Below are 20,068 nucleotides of genomic sequence, written 5' to 3' on the forward strand. Positions count from 1 at the left end.
CCATGGACGTCGCGCTCCGCCCGGTCCACGACAGTGATCTGCCGGTCTTCTTCCGGCTGACGAACGACCCCGAGTCCGTCAGGATGGCAGCCTTCACCGCGAAGGACCCGACCGACAGGGACGCCTTCGACGCCCACTGGAAGCGCATCCGCGCCCTGCCCGGCGTCCGGAACCGCACGATCCTCGCCGACGGCGACGTCGTGGGCAACGCCGCGGTCTACGGCGACCCGGGCGAGCGCGAGGTGACGTACTGGATCGACCGCGCCTACTGGGGCAAGGGCATCGCGACGGCCGCGCTGCGCGACCTGCTCGCCGAGGAGCCCGAGCGCCCGCTGCACGCGCGCGTGGCGGCCGACAACACGGGCTCGCGGCGCGTGCTGGAGAAGTGCGGGTTCGTCGTCACCGGCCAGGACCGGGGGTTCGCGAACGCGCGGGGCGAGGAGATCGACGAGCTGGTGCTGACGCTGAGCTGATGACTGACAGCTGCGTTCATGACTGACCGCTGAGTTCATGACTGACCGCTGAGTTCATGAGCGCTCGATGAGAAAAGCGATGTAAGGGAACGATTCGTTCCCGTCCGATCGTCTTCAGAGCGGGATGAACAAGACGATCAGGCGCACCTCCGTCTTCGTACTGCTCCTCGTGCTCGCCCTCCTGGTGCGGGCGACCTGGGTGCAGTTCTACGACGGCCAGGCACTCGCGGACGACAAGGACAACCGGCGGAACGCGATCGAGACGTACGCGGACCCGCTCGGGAACATCATCGTGGCCGGGAACGCGATCACCGGCTCGGCCCGGACGGGTGACGACAGCGACCTCGCGTACAAACGCACGTACACGGACGGCAAGTTGTACGCGGCGGTGACGGGCTACGCCTCGCAGAGCTACGCGCCGACGCAGTTGGAGGGGATCTACGCGAACCTCCTCGACGGCACGGACAGCGGCCTGAAGACGGTCATGGACACGGTCACCGGCGAGCGGGCCGCCCCGGGCAACGTGGTCACGACGATCGACCCGGATGTGCAGAAGGCGGCGTACGACGCGCTCGGCGACAAGAAGGGCGCTGCCGTCGCGATCGATCCGACGACCGGCAAGATCCTCGCCGTCGTCTCGACCCCGTCCTACGACCCCTCGGCGCTGACCGACGCCGACACCGCCGCGTCGGCCTGGAAGCAGCTCACCGCGGACTCCGACAAGCCGCTCACCAACCGCGCGCTGCGCCAGCCGCTGCCGCCGGGTTCGACGTTCAAACTGGTCGTGGCGGCGGCCGCGCTTGAGGACGGCCTCTACTCCTCGGTGGACGAGAAGACGACGAGCCCCTCGCCGTACACCCTGCCCGGCACGGTCACGAAGCTGGCGAACGAGAGCGCCTCCGCACCCTGCACGAACGCCTCGATCCGGGTCGCGCTCCAGTACTCGTGCAACACCGTGTTCGCGAAGATGGCCGTCGACCTGGGCCAGGACAAGGTCAAGGCGATGGCCGAGAAGTTCGGCTTCAACGACGACAAGCTGGACATCCCGGTGCGGGCGTACGCCAGCGTGTACCCGTCCAACATGAACAAGTCCTCCACCGCCCTGACCGGCATCGGCCAGTACGACGTGACGGCCACCCCGCTCCAGATGGCCATGGTGTCCGCAGCCATAGCCAACGACGGCAAGCTGGTCTCCCCGCACATGGTGTCCGAGACCACCGACAGCGGCGGAGACGTGGTCCACAACTACGACGACAACACGACGACGACCCAGATCGTCAGCTCACGCACCGCCCAGCAACTCCAGTCGGCGATGCAGACGGTCATCACGGACGGCACCGGCACGAACGCCGAGATCGCGGGCGTGACGGTGGGCGGCAAGACCGGCACGGCCCAGCACGGCGAGAACAACGACCAGTCGCCGTACGCCTGGTTCACGTCCTACGGCAAGTCCGACTCGACGGGCAAGCAGATCGCGGTGGCGGTGGTCGTCGAGCAGTCGGACGCGGCAAGGTCGGAGATCAGCGGCAACGGTTTGGCGGCCCCCGTGGCCAAGGCGATGATGAAAGCGGCCTTGCAGTGACGAGGCTAAGGGGCGCGGGGAACTGCGCGACCAGCCACAGACGGCCGCAAGCCGACCGCGCAGCGCCCCCTACTCCTACTTCACACCCAGAATCTGCTCAACGGGGTCAATAGCGAAGTACACCAGGAACAGCGCGGACACCCCCCACAACAACCAGTTGACCTCCTTCGCCTTACCCAGCACCGCCTTGATCACGACGTAGGAGATGAACCCGGCCCCGATCCCGTCAGTGATCGAGTACGTGAACGGCATCGCGGCGATGGTCAGGAACGCCGGAATCGCGATCTCGTACTTGTCCCAGTCGATGTGCTTGACGTGGGTCATCATCAGGAACCCCACGGCGATCAGCGCGGGCGCGGCCGCCTGCAACGGCACGATCGTCAGCAACGGCGTAAGGAACAGCGCAAGCCCGAACAACCCACCGGTGATCAGATTCGAGAACCCGGTCCGAGACCCCTCCCCGACCCCGGACGCCGACTCGATGTAGGCGGTGTTGGAGGACGCGGACCCGAGCCCGCCGGCGACAGCAGCGGCCCCGTCGATGAACAGGACGCGCCCGATGTTCGGCACCTGCCCCTCCTCGTCCAGGAGACCGGCCTCCGCGCTGATACCGACGATCGTGCCCATCGCGTCGAAGAAGTCCGACAGGATCAGCGTGAAGATCAGCAGGACGACTGTGATCGCGCTGGTCTCGCCGAACGCGCCGAACAGGCTGAAGTGGCCGATGAGTCCGAAGTCGGGCGCGGCCACGATCTTGTCCGGCACCTTGGGGGTCATCAGGCCCCAACTCTTGATGTCGGCAACGGAGTTGATGATGATCGCGAGGACGGTCATCGTGACGATGCTGATCAGGATCGCGCCCTTCACCTTGCGGGCGAACAGCGCGATGGTGAGCAGGACACCGAGACAGAAGACCAGAACGGGCCAGCCGGTGAGATGACCGACGGCGCCGAGCTGCACGGGCACCGTGGTCTCGGCGGCGTCCGGTATACGACTGACGAAGCCGGCGTCGACGAAGCCGATGAACGCGATGAACAGGCCGATGCCGACGCCGATGGCCTGCTTGAGCTGTTGCGGGATCGCGTTCATGATCGCCTCGCGCAGCCCGGTGAGGACCAGCACGCAGATCAGGACGCCCTCGATGACGACGAGACCCATCGCGTCGGGCCAGCTCATCAGCGGCGCCAGCTGGAAGGCGACGACGGCGTTGAGGCCGAGGCCCGCGGCGATGGCGAGCGGCAGGTTGCCGCCGACGCCCATGATGACCGTCATCACGCAGGCCACCAGGGCGGTGGCGGTGACCAGTTGACCGGTGTCGAGAGTGTGCCCGAACTTGTCCTTGGCACTGCCGAGGATGATCGGGTTCAGGACGAGGATGTAGGCCATCGTGAAGAACGTGGCGAAGCCGCCGCGGATCTCACGGCCGAAGGTGGATCCCCGTTCGGAGATCTTGAAGAACCGGTCGACACCGTTCGTCGCCGGTGGTTCGGCACTTGGCCGGTCGGCCACCTTCTGTGACTCGGACATGCGGGTACTCCTCGTGGCTTCAATGATCATCGGTGCGCGGATGCTGGCTGGATTGTTCCCGCGTTGAACCTGTTTCAGGTTTTCCCCGTGTTACGGAATCGAGGTCGGCCCGCCAGGCTGTGGTCGACCTGTCAGACGCTGTTCGAAGGTCCGTACCAGACCGGCCAGTTGATCACTGCTACGCTTCCGGATCTCGCGGGGGTCACCCCCGAACAAACACGTGTCATCTACATGACACACACAAACCGCAGCGAGGAGAGGTCCGCCGTGGGCACAGTCGTCGACGACGCCGCCTCCGAGGAGTTCCACGCCTTCTTCGAGCGCCACTACGCCGAACTGTCCCGCCTCGCCCACCTGTTGACAGGCGAGGCGGACGCCGCCGACGATCTCGCGGCCGACGCGCTGCTCGCGCTCTGGCACCGCTGGGACCGGGTGCGCGCCGCCGACCATCCCGCGGCCTACGCCCGTGGGGTCGTCGCCAACCTGGCCCGCACCCGGATCCGCAGCGCGGTGCGTGAGCGGCGGCGGGTCGCCCTGTTCTGGTCGCAGCGCGAGGAGAAGACCGAGAACCCGGACGTGGCCGGCGTGGTCGACGTCCAAGAGGCCCTGCGCAGGCTGCCGTTCCGCAAGCGGGCCTGCGTCGTGCTGCGGCACGCGTTCGACCTGTCGGAGAAGGACACCGCGCTCGCCCTCGGTGTTTCCGTCGGTACGGTTAAGAGCCAGACGTCGAAGGGCATGGCCGAGCTGCAGCGTCTGCTCGGCCCGCAGAGCCCTCCGCTGCGGATGCACGCGGCGCTGGCACGCGGCGGCGAGAGTGGAGGGAGGACCCGATGAGGCACCAGGACGTGCGCGACGACGAGTTGATCGCCCGGCTGCACGAGGCGGCCGAGGGACACGAACCCGACCGCTCCCGCATCCTCGCCCGGCTCGAACGCGGTATGGCCGCGCAGTCCCGCCCCGACCACCGGGCCACCCGGCCGCCCGTGTTCGGCTGGGTGCGGGTCGTCAGCGCCACGGCCGCGGTGGCGAGCGTCCTCGCGATCGGCGGCTACGCGGTCGCGTCCGCGGTGAAGAACAACACCCCCGCCGAGCAGACGGTGTCCGTCTCACCGACACCGACCCCCACGCCATCGCCGGACGCGACGAGCCGTACGCCGGTCAAACCGGTTGCCCCGAAGCCGAGTTCGGGATCGGGCACCACACACAGCACCCCCAAGGCGAGCACCTCCCCGACCGCCCCCACGACCGCGTCGCCCTCCGCGCCCCCCGTGCTGCCGGCCGCCTCCGGCACCCAGGACGGCCCGCTCTGGTCGGACGGTTCGATCGACCCGGGCAGCAACGACTTCTGGGCGCAGAGCGACGTCACCCTGAAGACGACCAAGCAACTCACCGCGCTCACCGTCCAGTTGAAGGTCAAGGAGACCGGCGGGGTCACCTCCGCGGGCGCCTGGCGCTCGCTGCCCGAGCAGGACTTCACGCAGACGGTGACGGAGCAGGACGGCTTCCTGGTCTACACGTGGGTGCTCAAGGAGGGCCGTACGGTCGCGGTCGGGGACTGGGTCTTCGCCGGGCAGTACAACCACGAGCGCGGCGGCCGGGACGCCAAGGACGACAGCTACTCGGCGGCGGGCACGGCGGCCGGCCAGCAGCTCGCGGTGAAGGGCGACTTCGCGGCGCAGAAGTCGTAGGAAGAATCTCAAGCGGGCGGCAACCCTTTCTCCACCGGTGACGACAAGGAAGCGCAAGGTTCCTCTCGCACGGAGTCACACGGAGCAAGTCGCTTGAGCACGCACAAGAAACACCTCACCCGCAGGCGGGTGCTCGGGGCCTCCGCGATCGGTGTCGCCGCCACCGGCGCGGCCGTCGCGGGCGGCACCGGCCTCCTCTCGTCCGCCAGCGCCGCCGCCTTCGGCTACACCGACGACGGTTCCAACTACGTGATCACCACGGGTGGTTCACTCGTCCTCAAGGTCTCCAAGTCGACGGGTGACATCACGTCCCTCGCCTACAAGGGCAAGGAGTACGAGGGCTACGGCGGCATGCACTCGCATGTCGAGTCAGGGCTGGGCGCCTCGACGGTCACGATCAAACAATCGGGCTCGACGATCCTGGTGAAGGTCGCGCACGGCGCGATCACCCAGTGGTACGCGGCCCGCAGCGGCGAGAACAACGTCTACCTGTGGACGAACAAGGCGGACGCCTCCTTCACCGCGACGCGGTACATCGTCCGCGTGAAGCCCGGGGTGTTCCCCAACTCCGGTTCGGACGCGTGGGATTCGACCACCGACACGATCATCGAGGCCGGCGACGTCTGGAAGCACCCGGACGGCACGACCCGCTCGAAGCACTACTCGGGCAAGCGGACCATCGACTACGACCACGTCGGTTTCACGACGGGCTCGGTCGGCCTGTATCTGGTCCGCTCCAACCACGAGAAGGCGTCCGGCGGCCCCTTCTACCGATCCCTGCTCCGCCACTCGAACGAGGGCGGGGCCGGTCTGTACGAGATCCTGCACTACAACGAGGCCCAGACGGAGCCCGAACGCTTCGGTCTGCAGGGCCCGTTCGTGGTCGCCTTCACGGACGGCGGTACCCCGTCCGCCTCCCTCTTCGCGGCGAATCTCGACACCTCCTGGGCGGACTCGCTGGGCATCACGGGTTGGGTCGGCAAGGCGGGCCGGGGCAAGGTGGCGGGGGTCGGCCTGAAGGGCATGGACGCCGACTACCCCTACACGGTGGGCTTTTCCAACGCGGACGCGCAGTACTGGGCGAAGGCGGCGTCCGGCACCGGCGCGTTCTCCTGCAAGGGGATGCTCCCGGGGACGTACACGCTGACCGTCTTCAAGGGCGAACTGGCCGTCCACACAGGGTCGGTGGAGGTGACGGCGGGCGGTACCACGTCCTTGCACACCCTGAGCATCACGGGTGACCCGTCCACCGCGTCGACCGTGTGGCGACTCGGCGACTGGGACGGCACACCTGGGGAGTTCAAGAACGCCGCCCTGATGACGTACGCCCACCCTTCCGACGCCCGCGCCTCCAAGTGGACCGGCAACGTCACGATCGGCAGCGGAAGCGAGGCCGCGACCTTCCCGGCGTACATCTGGAAGGACGTCAACAACGGGGTACTGGTCCACTTCAAGCTGACCGCGGCCCAGGCTGCCGCGGCGCACACGCTGCGGGTCGGGGTGACGACGGCGTACATCAACGCCCGCCCCCAAGTCACCGTGAACGACTGGGTCTCGGCGATCCCCACCCCACCCCTCCCACCCAACCCTCGACACGCGATCTCACCACGGGTTCCTACCGCGGAAACAACCACACGTTCGTTTTCAACGTCCCTTCCAGTGCGTGGAGTTCGGACGCGACGCAGTACAACGTCCTGAAGATCGAAGTCGTCAGTGGTTCGACGGGGTCGGGCTTCCTCAGCCCGGGCACGTCGTTCGACTGCATGGACCTGCTGACCTGAGCCCCCCTCGGGCAGCAGAGCAACGCCCCTGCCGGTGACGACCGGCGGGGGCGTTGCGTTGTTCCCTGGAGCTCAGGGACTCGTGTGTCCGGGCGTCCGGACACGCAGAGCCTGGACGGACCAGTCCAGGGCGGGAGCCAGGCTCTCCGGTGCCGTCCAGCCGTTGACCACCGCGAGCAGCTGGAGATATCGCTCCCTGCGGGGGTCGTTGACCCTCTCCAGCCGGGTCGCCAGCCGGTGGCGGAGCTCAGTGTCGTCGGGACGGCCGAGGAGCTGGGCGTAGAGCGCCGTGAACGACGCGACGAACGGATCGGCCTGAGGTGAGGCCGGGTCGATGTCGGCGGCCAGGGCCGGGGCGGTCTGGTCACGAACGGCTGCGGCGATGTCGCGACGCGGGACCGCCGTGCCGCTCCGGGCCTGCTCGGCCGCCTGCTCCTCGGCCAACCGCCGTACGGAGGCACGGAATTCCAGGTCCAGGGACAGTTCGGCCAACTCCACCCACGCCTGCACCTGTTCGGCTTCCGGGTTGTCGGGCAGTTCGGGGGTCATCGAGCGCATGACCCCGGCGAACGCGGGGGCCACGTCAGGTCCGCCGAAGACGGCGTCGAGGAACTCGCCGATCAGACAACGGCGTTCGTCCTCGGAGAGCTGGGCCAACCGGTGCATGAGTTCCGTCTCCTCAGGTGTGGACCCGCGCTCGGCCACCGCCGTCAGCACCGCGTGCCGCAGTCGCAGGACGCGGATCTGCACCGCCAGCGCTTCGGCGTGCGCCGCGGCGACCTCGGGCAGCGAGAGCTCTCGGTCCACGACCCCGCGGATCGTGGAGAGGTCAAGTCCCAGCTCGCGCAGGGTCCTTACGAGGTCCAGGCGTGCGACGGCGTCGATGCCGTACAGGCGGTAGCCGGCCGGGCTGCGGTCCGTCGGCGCCACGATTCCGCGATCGGAGTAGAACCGCACCGTCTTGACCGTGAGCCCGGTCCGCCGAGCGAGTTCACCGATCGAGTAGAGCGTGTCGCCGTCCATGCCGCCCACCTTTACGTCTCCCCCTACGGGAGACTCAAGCCCCCTCGTGAAGGAGTCGGCGGTTCAGGAGGGGGATGCGTCGGCGTCGCCGGGGCATGCTGGTGGTCCTACGCGCGGGCCGGGAGGTGCTGGGATGCGGTGGTGGGCCGGGGGATGGATGGTCGCCGTGGTGGTCGTCCTGGCGGGGTGTCACACGTCGGAGGGTGGTGGATCGGTGGGAGGGCCGTCGGAGAGCAGCGGTTCGACGCGGCCGTCGGCCGGTGCGTCGACGCACACATCGGGAGTGCCGACCGGGGGAAGCCCGTCGGCGTCGGCCACCAGTTCCTCCGCTTCGCCGGTGAACTGTGCCGCCGGGCACACGGAGGTCACCGTCAGCCCTGGCGACGCGGTCGTACGGCGGCTCTGTGTGCGGCCCGGGACCGTGGTGTCGCTCGTCCTGCGGCCTCGCCCGGACGACAAGCGGTGGACGGCCGTGCGGAGTTCCGCGCCGGCGTTCGTCCTCGCGTCCGGATGGCGGGCGGACACGGACGGTACGGCCCACGCCTCGCTGCGGTGTGCGGGGGCGAGGGGCGGTGAGGCCGAGGTCACCGCGTCGGCGAAGGCACCGGACGTGGCCGGCGCGGCGCGGGTCGCCTTCACCCTGCGCGTGAGCGTGGTGCCGTACACGACGCAGGGGTGACCCCGGGCAACCCGGGACCACCCCTCCAACTACCTCTGTGTCAGCGGAGGTTGCGCACGTCGATCGTGTAGATGCCGCGGCCGTGGGTGGCCGCGTAGAGCGTCCGGCCGTCCGGGCTCAGCTTCAACTGGAGTACGGCGACGGCCGGGAGGTTCCCGACGCGCTGCCAGCTCGTACGGCCCGGCGCGCGGTAGACGACGCCCAGGTCGGTGGCGACGGCGAGGCCGCCGTTCGCGGTGACGACCGCGGAGTTCGTCGGGACGTCGGGGAGGTTCTTCGAGATGTCCTTCCAGGTGGTGCCGCCGTCGGTGGACTCGAAGACGTGGCCGACGCCGGCGCCGGGGCCCTCGGTCCAGTGCCGGGAGAAGCCGTTGACCGCGAGGTAGACGTGGTCGGCGTTCTTGGGGTCGACGGCGAAACCGGCGAGGTAGCGGTTGGGCACGGTGCCGTCCGCGCCTGTGCTCGGCAGGGCGATGTCGTGCCAGCCGGTGCCGTCCGCGTTGCCGACGGAGATGCCGCGGGCGAAGCCTTGGTTGTTGCAGGGGCCGCACCAGGCCGCGTACACCTTGCCGCCCGAGGCCGCGACGGCGGTCGCGGTACGCCCGGCGCCGAGGTCGTACACGCTGGTCCACTCGTCGCCGCTGCGGATGGCGTAGCCGTGGGTCTGCACCCAGATGTGCCGGCCGCCCGCGATCCAGGTCGAGCTGTTCTTCATGTCGGCCGTGATCGGGGCGATGAAGCGGGCCTCACCGGTGGCGTTGTCGGCGGGGGCGACGCCGTACGACGTGATCTTGCTGGGGTCGGTGACCCAACTCCCGTCGTTCACCGCGCAGTTCTGGGTCACCTGGATGGCGAGGTAGACGTACTCCTCGGCGATGTCGCAGCCGTTGGCCGGGTCGGTGAGGGTGTCTCCGCCGTCACCGCCGAAGTTGGACCCCATGACCTTGTCGTTGCTGCGCAGGATGGACTGGCCGTTGTCCTGGAGGCCGCCGATGACGGAGACCCCGCCGTAGGTCAGGTCCTTGCCGATGCCCACCGAGTAGTACTGGAGGGTGTCGATGGTGCCGTCGTTGAGCGAGGTCCAGTCGGTGGCGTGCCCGGAGGCGTCCTGGGAGCCGTTCAGCGGGCGCTTGTAGACGCCGCCGTCGTTGCCGACGTAGACGAAGCTCTTTCCGTGGTAGCTGCCGATCGCGACGCCGTGCTGGTCGGAGTGGGTGGTGGGGCTGCAGTCGCCGGTCTGCTTGGTGGGGTCGATGCTCCAGCAGGGGAAGCCGAAGTTCCAGTACGGGCCGACCGTGGACCAGTCGGTGCCGCCGTCCTTGGTCTCGTAGACCTCCTCCAGGCCCGCGTAGACGTGCTCCGCGTTCGCCGGGTCTACGGTCAGGAACTGGTTGTACCAGGCCTGTACGCCGGGCATGTAGCCGCTGGAGGTGAGCGCCGAGCCGTCGGCTGCCAGGCCCTTGTAGTCGGCGATCTTCGTCCAAGGGCCCGTGGGAGAGCCGGACTTGGAGACGTAGATGCCTTCCAGGCCGCTGTCCGGGTTGGTGTTGAGCTGCTCCGGGGACTGGTCGATGGCGTAGTAGCGCGAGCCGTCGGCGGAACGGGCGAAGGTGACGTTGCCGACGTTGTCGGCGTCGGCCGGCAGGTCGCCGAGGCCGCTGGTGATCCGCGTCCAGGTGCCGTCCGCGCCCTTGGTGTAGAAGCCGTTGTAGTCGTCACCGCTGCGCCAGCCGACGGCGAGGACCACCTTGGAGGGGTCCTTCGGGTCGATCGCGATGTCGTTGGCGATGTTCTTGTACGCGGCCGAGTCGTCGTTCGCGAGTGAACCGCCCGGCAGATAGGCCGGGTTGGGCGCGAACTCCAGCTTCCAGGCGCCGCTGAGCCGCTTCGTGGAGTGGCTCCACACTCCCTCGCTGGTCGCCGCCCACACCTTGCCGCCGCCGAAGCGCAGTTCGTGGATGGTGGTGGACTCCAGCTCGTCGCCGCCGACCCGGCTGCGGGTGGAGAACGTGCCGTGACGGGGGTTCGTCAGGACGTAGACGCCGCTGCCGAGATACGCGTCCGCGTTGGTCGTCGCCTCGCCCGTGCCCAGCCACAGCCGCCCGGCGCCGTCCAGCGCGAGCGCGCCGGTGGACTGCGAGGACAGCGCGTCGCTGATGGGCTGCCAGTGACCGCCTCCGGTGTGCGAGCGCCACACTCCGCCTCCCGCGCTGCCGGCGTAGACGTACCCGTCGTCGGCGGCGGCCATCGCGGCCATCCGGCCGGTGACATTGCCCGAGCCGCCACTGGAGTTGGAGTCGTAGTCGCGGTAGCGCGGGTCGTCGGAGTTGTACGGCAGGTCGGTGATGTCGCGCCAACTGCCGCCGGTGCCGGGCAGGTTGGTCAGGCTCGTCCAGGCGGCGCCGTACGCGCCCGGTGCGACGATGCCGGGCGAGGTGCGGGCCTCGGCGTACTGGTCGGCGCCCTCGGCTATCTCGTCGGCCTCGTTGCCGTCGTCACCGCCGTCGTCGTCGGCCTTGGCTTTCGGGCTGACCGCGCCCACCGACTGCCCTCGTTCGGCGGCCAGTTGAGCCAGTGCGCGGACCCCGAAGGGGGTGCCGCCCGAGCCGGGCGCGGCGCCGGCGGGTATCGCCACGAGTGCGGCGGATGCGGTGATGGCACAGATCGTGAACCAACGTCTCTTGCGGGCAGGTACTGACACCAGGTCCTCCCGAGCGGGCACGGATACAGCCGTCGGGGACGACCCGACCACCGGTGACAGGAGGAGTCCGGCATTTGGACAGTCCTTGACCAGAACCTGTCACTACACATGGCTGGAAGCCGACCGGTTCCCTACCTCAGGGGCCCCGGATCAGGGAGCGGCGGTCCGCGCACGGGCCATGACCGGCAGCACACCTGCGAGGACCAGTGCGATGCCCCCGGAGACCAGCAGCGGAAGGTTGCCGTCGGTGCCCCAGGCGAGCCCGGCCCACACGCCCGCGAGGAGCACGGCGGCGCCGGTCGCGCCCTGGAACAGGCCCTGCGCGGTGCCCTGTTGGCGGTCGGGGACGAGCGTGGAGATCCAGGCTTTGCCGACGCCGTCGGTACAGGCCGCGAAACCGCCGTAGAGCGGCAGGACCACGAACACCGCCCAGGAGCTGTGGATCAGGCCGAGGCCCAGATAGCCGATCGCGAAGAAGAGCAGGCCGGCGGCGAAGACCAGCGGGCGCGGCAAGCGGTCGGACAGCGCCCCGGCGGGGTAGGACAGGGTGGCGTAGACGAGGTTGTAGACGGCGTACGCGCCCACCACCCCGGCCGTCGGGAGGCCCAGGTCGTGGGCGCGCAACAACAGCAGCGCGTCGGGGAAGTTGACCAGGTTGAAGGCGAGCAGCACCCCGAGAACCCGCCAGTAGGGGCGCGGCAGCGACCTCCAGGGTGTGCGGGCGGGCCGCGTCGAGGAGCTGCCCGCCCTTCCGGCTCGGGGGTCGCGGACGGCGGCGACCAGCGCGACCGACGCGACGGCGGGGATCACGGCGACCCAGAACAGCGGGCGCAGCCGGTGGTCGAGCGCCTCGTACAGGACGAGCCCCACGAGCGGGCCGACCACCGCGCCGGCGGTGTCGGCGGCCCGGTGCAGCCCGAACACCCTGCCGCGCTGCCCCTGCGGTACGCCCTCGACGAGCAGGGCGTCGCGCGGCGCCCCGCGCATGCCCTTGCCGAGCCGGTCGGTGACGCGGGCCAGGAGCACCAGCGGCCAGACGGTCGCCAGCGCGATCAACAGCTTGCCCACCGCGGCCAGGCCGTAGCCGACGCCGATCAGGGGACGGCGGTCGAACCGGTCCGCGAGGCGCCCGGCGGCCACCTTGGTGATCGACGCCGCGCCCTCGGCGAGCCCCTCGATCGCACCCACGACGGCGGGCGGGGCGCCCAGCACCACGGTCAGGAAGATCGGCAGGATCGGATAGAGGAGCTCACTGGCCGCGTCCTGCAGAAAGGACACCCCGCACAGCACCTTGACGTTGCGGGTCAGCCACGCGGGGCGGGGTCCGGTCGGCCGGGGGGCGGTGCTGGGGTCGGTCACGGGTACAGGATCCCCGAGAAGCGGGCGTGCGCCGTGAGGAAGTGTGAGGAGCGTGAAAATGCCGGTTGGCCCCGGTCGACTCGCAGCGACCGGGGCCTTTCACGCATCAGCTCCGTGTGCCGTCCCGCGAAAAGTGAAGTCCGCGGCGAGGCACGTCAGTTCATCGTCGCGCCGATGGTCGTGGACCCCGTCGTCAGGAACGTCGTCGTCGGCAGTGTCCCGCTGGACGACCGCGCCCCGTACGCCGTAGTCGCGTCCGTCGACTTGAAGGACGGAGTCGCGACCCCGCCGTCCCAGCTGTTCGCCGCCGAGACCGCAGCCGAACCCAGCGTGTCCGAACCGCCCTTGTTGCCGACGGAGAGGTTGCGGGCCAGGCGGGACCTGCTCGTGGCGAAGAAGAAGCCGGACTCCGTGTTGGAGTAGGCCGTGTTGCGGTTGAGGATGATCGCGCCGGTGTTGGAGTTCTCGGTGAAGCCGTTGAGGGTGTTGTCCCAGGCCGCGTTGTCGTTGACGACGTGGGCGACCGCGACGCCTCCGCCGCCCAGCTTGAAGCCGTTGCCGTTCCCCTCGAAGGCGGAGTCGTTCCAGCGGTTCTTGCCGTTGCCGAAGGCCCAGGAGTGGTCGATGGTGACCGGCGAGGAGAACTGCCAGAGGTCGAGGCCGTCGTCCGAGTTGTTGTAGAGGCGGGCGCCGGTGACCTTGTTGCCGGTGCCGGAGCCGAACTTGATGGCGATGCCGTCGGCGTTCTGGCCGTGCCCTGCGGCGTCGTAGTTGCCGTAACTGTCCAGGTTCTGCACGAGGTTGTTGGTCGTGCCGTCGCCGCGCAGGGTGAAGCCCGAGTCGCCGTTGTTCGCCGTCACGAGGTTCTTGAAGATGCCGCCTACCGACGACGTGGCTACGAAGCCCTGTGCCGGGGAGTTCTGGAAGGTGAGGTTCTGGACCGTCCAGTAGTCGCCGTAGATCCCGGCCAGCCACTGCCCCGCGGGCAGCTTGGAGCCGTCGATCTTCACCTTCTCCGTGCCGTACGCCTCCAGCGTGATGCGGGCCGAACCGGTGCCGTCCGCCGTGGACTTGAGGGTCGCGGCCGGGGTGTAGGTGCCCGCCCTTACCTGGATGACCGTCCCCGCCGTGGCGTTGGCGACGGCCGACTCCAGCTGGGCGGTGGTGGACACGGTGACCGTCGACGAAGCGGCTTGCGCGCCGCCGCTGTTGAGGCCGAGGTAGACGCCGCCCGCCCCCGCGGCGACGGCCACCGCGGCGGCGATCGAGAGGGTGCGGGTCCTGCGGTGGCGTCCGGTGCTCGTACGCACGGCGTTGGTTCCTTTCCTGGATGACGAGGACGAAACGGGCCGGAGGGGCCGCCCCGGCCCGTTTCTGATCCCTGGTCGCCGCCGCGGCCGGAAAGGGTTGCCGCGGACACGGGAAAAGACACGCGGCGAGCAGCGAAACTTTCGCTCCGCCCCACCCCACCCGCACCGATTGACGCACCGCACCCCACTGATGACACTCCGAAGGCACAGCTATTCAACAGAATCCCCCACACCCCCACAGGATGTGCCATGCGACCCCGCACCGCCCGCACCCTCCTGCTCCCCTTCCTGGCCCTCCTCCTCGGCCTGCTCGCCGCCCCGCCCAGTACCGCGCACTCAGGAGCACCGCCCGTGACCCACCCCCAGTACGCCGGCTACCTCTTCGCCTACTTCACGGGCGAGGGCACCGCCGACGGCGAACAGATCCGCTACGCCCTCAGCCGGGGCAACGACCCTTTGCACTGGCGGGAGTTGAACCAGGGCAAGCCCGTCCTGACCTCGACGATCGGCGAGAAGGGGCTGCGCGACCCGTTCGTGATCCGCTCCCCGAAGGGCGACAAGTTCTACCTCATCGCCACCGACCTCCGCATGTACCAGAACAGCAGCGGGAGTTGGGACGACGTCCAGCGGCACGGCAGCAAGTCCGTGATGATCTGGGAGTCGACCGACCTGGTCCACTGGACCGACCAGCGGCTGGTGAAGGTGGCCCCGGACAACGCGGGCAACACCTGGGCGCCGGAGGCCTATTGGGACGACTCGCTCGGTGAGTACGTCGTCTTCTGGGCGTCGAAGCTGTACGCCGACGACGATCCCGGCCACACCGGCTCGACGTACAACCGCATGATGTACGCGACGACGAAGGACTTCCGCACCTTCAGCGCGCCGAAGGTCTGGGACGACCCCGGTTACTCCGTCATCGACTCAACTGTCGTGAAGTACAAGGACACTTACTACCGCTACACCAAGGACGAACGCGACCCGTCCTCCAACTCCCCCTGCTCGAAGTTCATCACCGGCGAGAAGTCGACCTCGCTGACCTCCACGTCGTACGACTTCGTCTCGGAGTGCATCGGCAGCGGTGCGATCGAGCGGGGCGAGGGGCCGACGGTGTTCAAGTCCAACACCGAGAAGAAGTGGTACCTGTTCGTCGACGAGTACGGGCTGCGCGGCTACGTCCCCTTCGAGACCACCGACCTCGACTCCGGCGAGTGGACCCCGTCCACGGACTACCAGCTCCCGGCAAGTCCCCGGCACGGCACGGTACTTCCGGTGACACAGGCGGAGTACGACCGGCTGCTGGCCGCGTATCCGGCGACGCCGGCGTCGGTCGTGGACGCGACGGCGAGCGGGCAGAAGGGGTACGCGGTCGTCACGGAGGCCTCGTCGAAGGTCGTGCTGCCGACGCAACCCGGCGCGGATCTACGGCACTTGGCGCCGAGCCTCGCGATCGGCGCGGGGGCGAAGGTCAGTCCGCCGCCCGGTACGCGACGGGACTTCCGCACGCCGCAGTCGTACACGGTCACGGCGTCGGACGGGACGAGCCGCACCTGGACGGTGGAGGCGGTGCCGACCCGAAGTCCCGTGCTGCCGGGACTGACCGCCGACCCGGACGTGCACTATCTCGACGGGCAGTACTGGATCTACCCGACGAGCGACGGCTACGCGAACTGGGGCGGGACGAGCTTCAAGGCGTACTCCTCAAGGGACTTGGTCCACTGGCGCGACCACGGAGTCATCCTCGATCTGGGCCCGGATGTCTCCTGGGCCGACAAGAACGCGTGGGCGCCAGCGATCGCGGAGCGCGACGGGAAGTACTACTTCTACTTCTGCGCGGAGCAGCAGATCGGGGTCGCGGTGGCGGACTCGCCCGCGGGCCCGTTCAAGGACGCCCTCGGCAAACCCCTTGTGGCGAAGGGGGGTTCACTGAGCGGCCAGATGATCGACCCGGCCGTCTTCACGGACGACGACGGGCAGTCGTATCTCTACTGGGGCAACGGGCACGCGTACGTGGTGCCGTTGAACGACGACATGACGTCGTACGACGCGACGAAGGTGAAGGACATCACGGCGGGTGACTTCCGTGAGGGGTCCTTCGTCGTGAAGCGCAAGGGGACCTACTACTTCATGTGGTCCGAGGACGACACCCGCAGCGAGAACTACCACGTGGCCTACGCGACGGGACCGTCCCCGCTCGGTCCGTGGACCGAGCGGGGCACGATCCTGTCCAAGAACCCCGAGTACGGCATCCTGGGCACCGGCCACCACTCCGTGGTGAACGTGCCGGGGACCGACGACTGGTACATCGTCTATCACCGGTTCGCCCTGAACGGGCCAGGAAGGCCTGGTGGGGACGGCACGCACCGGGAGACCACGATCGACCGCCTGCGGTTCGCGGCGGACGGAACGATTCAGCCGGTGGTGCCCACCCTCGGGTCGATCAGCCCCGTGCTGACCGGCGGACAGCCCGTACGGACTAGCTGACGAAGTAGGTCGGGTTCGGGATCTTGTACGTCTTGTCGGCGTAGCCCCCGTCGAGGTCCGAGTACTGGTCGCCGAAGTTGGCGATGATGTTGTACCCGAGGTCCTCGATGTGCTTCCGGGTACCGGACTTGTACTGCACGGTGGTGCAGGTCCAGGTACCGGCGGTCGCGCAACCGCTCAAGTACGACGGCGGGTTGGCCGTGTTCTTGAGGAACATGTGGTCGGCGTCGAGGTTGACGTCGGCGCCGACCTTCTTCAGGTTGTCGACCGCGTAGGTGCGCTGCGCCTCGCTGAGACCCGAGTTGTAGAACACCGTGACGCCCTTGGACGCGGCGTACTTGACCAGCTCGGGGGTGCCGAAGACCTCCGGGCGGTTGGCCTGGGCGACGTACGCGGCCCAAGTGGCCGAGCTGTAGCCGTAGTTGTTCTTCTTCTCGTAGTCGAGGCTGAGCAGCAGCGTGTCGTCGATGTCGAAGACGACGGCCGGCTTGACGCCCTTCTGGTGGTGCTTGTGGACGGCCTCGTCGATGTACTTCTTGGCCGACGCGTCGATGCGCGCCAGGTCCTTGGCGTACGGGCTGGTCGCCGAGGCCTGGTACACGCCGCTGCTGTCGAGCGTGGTGCCGTAGTAGGTGTCGATGTCCTTCGTCAGCAGGCCGATGTTGTACGGCTCGTGCGTCGAGTTGGCCGTCGACTGGCCGGCGGTGGCGACGCCACTGCCGTAGAGGGCGGCACCGGCGACGACACAGGCGGCGCCGAGGGCGGCCGCTCTAAGGGACTTCCGCATGAAATCTCCGGATCTGGTTCCGATGGGTGATGCACCAGGTCAGAGACTGTCTACGCGCATCACACGCCCGGCGCGAGGACCTTTATCCGATCGATACACAATCCACAGGGCGGGGAATTGGCCGCCCATGGGGTTCACTTGACCTTCTCCTGGTCGGCTTCTCCTAGGGTCGTGCACGCGAGGTACGCGTGGTGGACTCGCCCGACAGGCCCGAGGCACTGGGCAAGGTGGGCGCGATCCTGGGGATCACGGAGCCGGCGGACGACAGGACCGCACCCGCCTACGCGGTGCTGCTCGACAGTGACGACAGCCTGATCCAGTTCCGCCGGGAGCAGATCGAGCCGACGGGACAGATGCGCACGCGCGAGGACTACTACTGAGAGCAGGCGGAGCTGCCGCGCCCGCGTGCCGCGCGTGAGCCTCGTGACCGTCCGGCAAGGACGTGGGCCCAGCCCCGAGACACCGAACTGGGCCCACGCAACGGTCAGTTCATCGTCGCGCCGATCGTGGTGCTCCCTGTCGTGAGGAACGTCGTCGCCGGCAGCGTGCCGCTCGACGAACGGGCGTTGTACGTCGTCGACGCGTCCGTGGAGATGAAGGACGGGGTGGAGATGCCGGAGTCCCAGTTGTTGCCGGCCGAGGTGACCGCGGAACCCTTGCTGACCGAGCCGCCGCCATTGCTCACCGCGAGGTTCTTGCCGAGTTTGGCGGAGCTGGTGGCGAAGTAGTAGCCCGAACCGCTGTTGGCGTACGCGGTGGTGCGGTTGATGACGATCGCGCCGGTGTTGGAGTTCTCGGTGAAGCCGTTGCCCGAATTCCCCCAGGCGGCCGAGTTGTTGACGACGTGGGCGACGGTGACGCCGTTGCCGCCCAGCTTGTAGCCGTTGCCGTTGCCCTCGAAGGCGGAGTCGCCCCAGCGGTTGATCCCGTTGCCGAAGGACCAGCTGTGCTCGATGGTGACCGGCGACGAGAAGGACCACAGGTCGATGCCGTCGTCCGAGTTGTTGTACAGCCGGGCGCCGGTGACGAGGTTGCCCGTGCCGGAGCCGAACTTGATGGCAACGCCGTCCGCGTTCTGGCCGTGCGTCGCGGCGTCGTAATTGCCGTACGAGTCAAGGTTCTTGACCGTGTTGTTGACGGTGCCGTCGCCGGTGAGCGTGAAGCCGGAGTCGCCGCCGTTGATGGTCTTGACATTGTTCCAGTTGGTGCCGGTGCAGGACTGGCAGACGACCGCGCTGTCCGGGGAGTTCTGGAAGGTGAGGTTGGAGACGTTCCAGTAGTCCGCCGTCAGCTTGAAGATCCACGACCCCGACGGCAGTGACGAACCGTCGATCTTGACCGTCTCCGAGCCGTACGCGGTGAGGGTGACCGGCGCGGAGGAGGTGCCGTTGGCCGTCGACTGGAGGGTGGCCGTCGGGTAGTAGGTGCCGGCCCGGACCTGGATGACCGTACCGGCGGTGGCGTTCTTGATGGCGTTGGTCAGGTCGGTGGAGTTGCTGACCACAACGGTCGCCGCGTGTGCCGGGGTGGCGATCACGGCGAGTCCGAGCGAGGCCGTGGCCACGGCGAGCGCGGTGAAGGTGCTGATACGACGCATGACGTGCGGGTCCTTTCGTCGATCAGAGTGAGCGGACGGGTTCCCAGCCGCCGAGGTAGGTCGCGGGGGTGTGCAACTCGGCCTCGGCGGCGGTGAGTTGGGGCCGGTTCTCCGGAACGGTGATCACGGAGCCCGGTCCCGTGTTGCGGTACTCGTGAAAACGCATCGACTGCCAGGGATAGGCGTCGCGCATGTTGATGTAAGGCGCGACCGGGTCGATGCCGGGCCCGATCCGGGTGTCCCGCACGACGAGGGACGGCCAGGCCGTCGTCTCGTACGACGGAACCCACGGCCGGGCCAGCTTGTACGCGGCGTCCTCGGCGCCGGAGGTGATCCGGGAGCGGACCGCGAGGATGCCGTGCGGGTTGGCACGAGCGGTGGACGGCGCGAAGACCATGCCCTTGGGCGTGAAGGCCACGTCCCGTTGGAGGGTGTGGAAGTGGCAGTCCGCGAAGACCGCCGTCGCCCGCCCGAAGACGAAGTCGACGTCCCCCTCGATGTAACAACGGGAGAAGTACTGCCGGTCGAAGACCTCCAGCGCCGACGTGTCCACGAACAGCGTGTCCTGGTGGGCGAGAAGACGGACCCGCGAGAACCGCGAGCGGTCCCCCGTCACATACGCGGCCACCGCCTGCGTCCCCGTGATCTCCGGATGGTCCGCGCGCAGCCAGTCGTTGGCGAGGGTGAGGTCCCGTACGGTCAGCCCGGGCGCCGCCGACGTGAAGGTCGCGGAGCCCGCCGTACCGTACGTCGTCCCCGAACCGTCCGGTTTCTGCGTCCCGTTGGCGTTGTCGTAGACGATGACGACGTCACGCGGGTCGCGGGTGGCACCGCGCAACGTCAACTCGCCCGCAGCCGCAGGCACGTTGACGACTTCGCGATACGTCCCCGGGTGCACGACGATCGTCCAGCCGCTGCCCTCCACCGCGTCGACGGCGGCCTGCACCGATTCTCCGGGCCGGACGTGCAGGACCTGACGACGGTCGAACGCTACGGCGGGCCCGGCACCGGCGGCCACGAGACCACCGGCGATCCCCGTCAATCCCGCCAATCCGGTCAGGAGTGTGCGTCTGCGCAGGG

The 20,068-nt window shown here is 68.6% G+C and carries 16 protein-coding genes and 1 pseudogene; 8 read left to right on the forward strand and 9 right to left on the reverse strand.

Going from position 1 to position 20,068, the window contains the following annotated elements; all coding sequences use genetic code 11:
* Positions 1-2 precede the first annotated feature (2 nt).
* Positions 3-473 carry a GNAT family N-acetyltransferase gene (locus R2B38_RS07700; protein ID WP_318015541.1) on the forward strand — a complete coding sequence of 157 codons (471 nt, stop codon included), beginning with the start codon at positions 3-5 and terminating at the stop codon, positions 471-473.
* Between the two features lie 124 nt (positions 474-597).
* Positions 598-2,055 carry a peptidoglycan D,D-transpeptidase FtsI family protein gene (locus R2B38_RS07705; protein ID WP_318015542.1) on the forward strand — a complete coding sequence of 486 codons (1,458 nt, stop codon included), beginning with the start codon at positions 598-600 and terminating at the stop codon, positions 2,053-2,055.
* A gap of 75 nt (positions 2,056-2,130) precedes the next feature.
* Here R2B38_RS07705 and R2B38_RS07710 read toward each other — a convergent pair whose 3' ends face one another.
* Positions 2,131-3,582 carry an NCS2 family permease gene (locus R2B38_RS07710; protein ID WP_318015543.1) on the reverse strand — a complete coding sequence of 484 codons (1,452 nt, stop codon included), beginning with the start codon at positions 3,580-3,582 and terminating at the stop codon, positions 2,131-2,133.
* 267 nt (positions 3,583-3,849) lie between these two features.
* Here R2B38_RS07710 and R2B38_RS07715 point away from each other — a divergent pair, with 267 nt between their 5' ends.
* The 3 genes and pseudogenes from R2B38_RS07715 (at position 3,850) to R2B38_RS07725 (ending at position 7,051) form a co-directional block, all read left to right on the forward strand.
* Positions 3,850-4,416 (forward strand): SigE family RNA polymerase sigma factor, encoded by a 567-nt coding sequence (locus R2B38_RS07715; RefSeq protein WP_019060605.1) that lies wholly within the window; start codon positions 3,850-3,852, stop codon positions 4,414-4,416.
* Positions 4,413-5,270: a hypothetical protein gene (locus tag R2B38_RS07720; protein WP_318015544.1), complete on the forward strand. Its 858-nt coding sequence runs from the start codon at positions 4,413-4,415 to the stop codon at positions 5,268-5,270. The genes R2B38_RS07715 and R2B38_RS07720 overlap by 4 nt, the downstream gene beginning before the upstream one ends.
* A gap of 93 nt (positions 5,271-5,363) precedes the next feature.
* Positions 5,364-7,051 (forward strand): annotated as a pseudogene (locus R2B38_RS07725) (rhamnogalacturonan lyase B N-terminal domain-containing protein).
* Positions 7,052-7,123: 72 nt separating this feature from the next.
* Here the strand turns inward: R2B38_RS07725 and R2B38_RS07730 are convergent.
* Complete coding sequence (locus tag R2B38_RS07730) at positions 7,124-8,074, reverse strand: MerR family transcriptional regulator (RefSeq protein WP_318015545.1); 951 nt, start codon at positions 8,072-8,074, stop codon at positions 7,124-7,126.
* A gap of 189 nt (positions 8,075-8,263) precedes the next feature.
* A complete protein-coding gene (locus R2B38_RS07735; RefSeq protein ID WP_318015546.1) occupies positions 8,264-8,392 on the reverse strand; it encodes a hypothetical protein in 129 nt (42 codons plus the stop codon).
* Between the two features lie 19 nt (positions 8,393-8,411).
* Here R2B38_RS07735 and R2B38_RS07740 point away from each other — a divergent pair, with 19 nt between their 5' ends.
* On the forward strand, positions 8,412-8,753 hold the full coding sequence (locus tag R2B38_RS07740; protein ID WP_318015547.1) for an acetyl-CoA synthetase: 342 nt from the start codon (positions 8,412-8,414) through the stop codon (positions 8,751-8,753).
* Positions 8,754-8,793: 40 nt separating this feature from the next.
* Here the strand turns inward: R2B38_RS07740 and R2B38_RS07745 are convergent, their stop codons facing one another.
* From R2B38_RS07745 to R2B38_RS07755, 3 genes are all read right to left on the reverse strand, one after another.
* Complete coding sequence (locus tag R2B38_RS07745) at positions 8,794-11,454, reverse strand: glycosyl hydrolase (RefSeq protein WP_318015548.1); 2,661 nt, start codon at positions 11,452-11,454, stop codon at positions 8,794-8,796.
* 150 nt (positions 11,455-11,604) lie between these two features.
* Complete coding sequence (locus R2B38_RS07750) at positions 11,605-12,813, reverse strand: MFS transporter (protein ID WP_318015549.1); 1,209 nt, start codon at positions 12,811-12,813, stop codon at positions 11,605-11,607.
* Positions 12,814-12,968: 155 nt separating this feature from the next.
* Complete coding sequence (locus R2B38_RS07755; protein WP_318015550.1) at positions 12,969-14,123, reverse strand: right-handed parallel beta-helix repeat-containing protein; 1,155 nt, start codon at positions 14,121-14,123, stop codon at positions 12,969-12,971.
* A 249-nt stretch (positions 14,124-14,372) separates the two neighbouring features.
* Between R2B38_RS07755 and R2B38_RS07760 the strand changes: the two genes are divergently transcribed.
* Positions 14,373-16,604, forward strand: a complete 2,232-nt coding sequence (locus tag R2B38_RS07760; RefSeq protein WP_318015551.1) for a family 43 glycosylhydrolase — start codon at positions 14,373-14,375, stop codon at positions 16,602-16,604.
* Here the strand turns inward: R2B38_RS07760 and R2B38_RS07765 are convergent.
* Positions 16,597-17,391 carry an HAD family acid phosphatase gene (locus tag R2B38_RS07765; RefSeq protein ID WP_318015552.1) on the reverse strand — a complete coding sequence of 265 codons (795 nt, stop codon included), beginning with the start codon at positions 17,389-17,391 and terminating at the stop codon, positions 16,597-16,599. The two genes, R2B38_RS07760 and R2B38_RS07765, sit on opposite strands and share 8 nt — an antisense overlap.
* Positions 17,392-17,582: 191 nt before the next feature.
* On the opposite strand from R2B38_RS07765, the gene R2B38_RS07770 reads away from it, so the two are divergent.
* On the forward strand, positions 17,583-17,771 hold the full coding sequence (locus tag R2B38_RS07770; protein ID WP_318015553.1) for a hypothetical protein: 189 nt from the start codon (positions 17,583-17,585) through the stop codon (positions 17,769-17,771).
* Between the two features lie 104 nt (positions 17,772-17,875).
* Here the strand turns inward: R2B38_RS07770 and R2B38_RS07775 are convergent, their stop codons facing one another.
* Complete coding sequence (locus tag R2B38_RS07775; RefSeq protein WP_318015554.1) at positions 17,876-18,988, reverse strand: right-handed parallel beta-helix repeat-containing protein; 1,113 nt, start codon at positions 18,986-18,988, stop codon at positions 17,876-17,878.
* A 22-nt stretch (positions 18,989-19,010) separates the two neighbouring features.
* Positions 19,011-20,066, reverse strand: coding sequence for a pectinesterase family protein (locus tag R2B38_RS07780; protein WP_411978562.1), 1,056 nt, complete (start codon positions 20,064-20,066; stop codon positions 19,011-19,013).
* Positions 20,067-20,068 lie beyond the last annotated feature (2 nt).

Source organism: Streptomyces sp. N50, assembly GCF_033335955.1.
Taxonomy (GTDB): Bacteria; Actinomycetota; Actinomycetes; order Streptomycetales; family Streptomycetaceae; genus Streptomyces.

Excerpts from the sequence above, each read along its gene's own strand:
- R2B38_RS07720 (WP_318015544.1), top strand. The coding sequence starts at position 4,413 with ATGAGGCACCAGGACGTGCGCGACGACGAGTTGATCGCCCGGCTGCAC.
- R2B38_RS07705 (WP_318015542.1), top strand. The coding sequence starts at position 598 with ATGAACAAGACGATCAGGCGCACCTCCGTCTTCGTACTGCTCCTCGTG.
- R2B38_RS07765 (WP_318015552.1), bottom strand. The coding sequence starts at position 17,391 with ATGCGGAAGTCCCTTAGAGCGGCCGCCCTCGGCGCCGCCTGTGTCGTC.
- R2B38_RS07700 (WP_318015541.1), top strand. The coding sequence starts at position 3 with ATGGACGTCGCGCTCCGCCCGGTCCACGACAGTGATCTGCCGGTCTTC.
- R2B38_RS07775 (WP_318015554.1), bottom strand. The coding sequence starts at position 18,988 with ATGCGTCGTATCAGCACCTTCACCGCGCTCGCCGTGGCCACGGCCTCG.
- R2B38_RS07760 (WP_318015551.1), top strand. The coding sequence starts at position 14,373 with ATGCGACCCCGCACCGCCCGCACCCTCCTGCTCCCCTTCCTGGCCCTC.
- R2B38_RS07710 (WP_318015543.1), bottom strand. The coding sequence starts at position 3,582 with ATGTCCGAGTCACAGAAGGTGGCCGACCGGCCAAGTGCCGAACCACCG.
- R2B38_RS07730 (WP_318015545.1), bottom strand. The coding sequence starts at position 8,074 with ATGGACGGCGACACGCTCTACTCGATCGGTGAACTCGCTCGGCGGACC.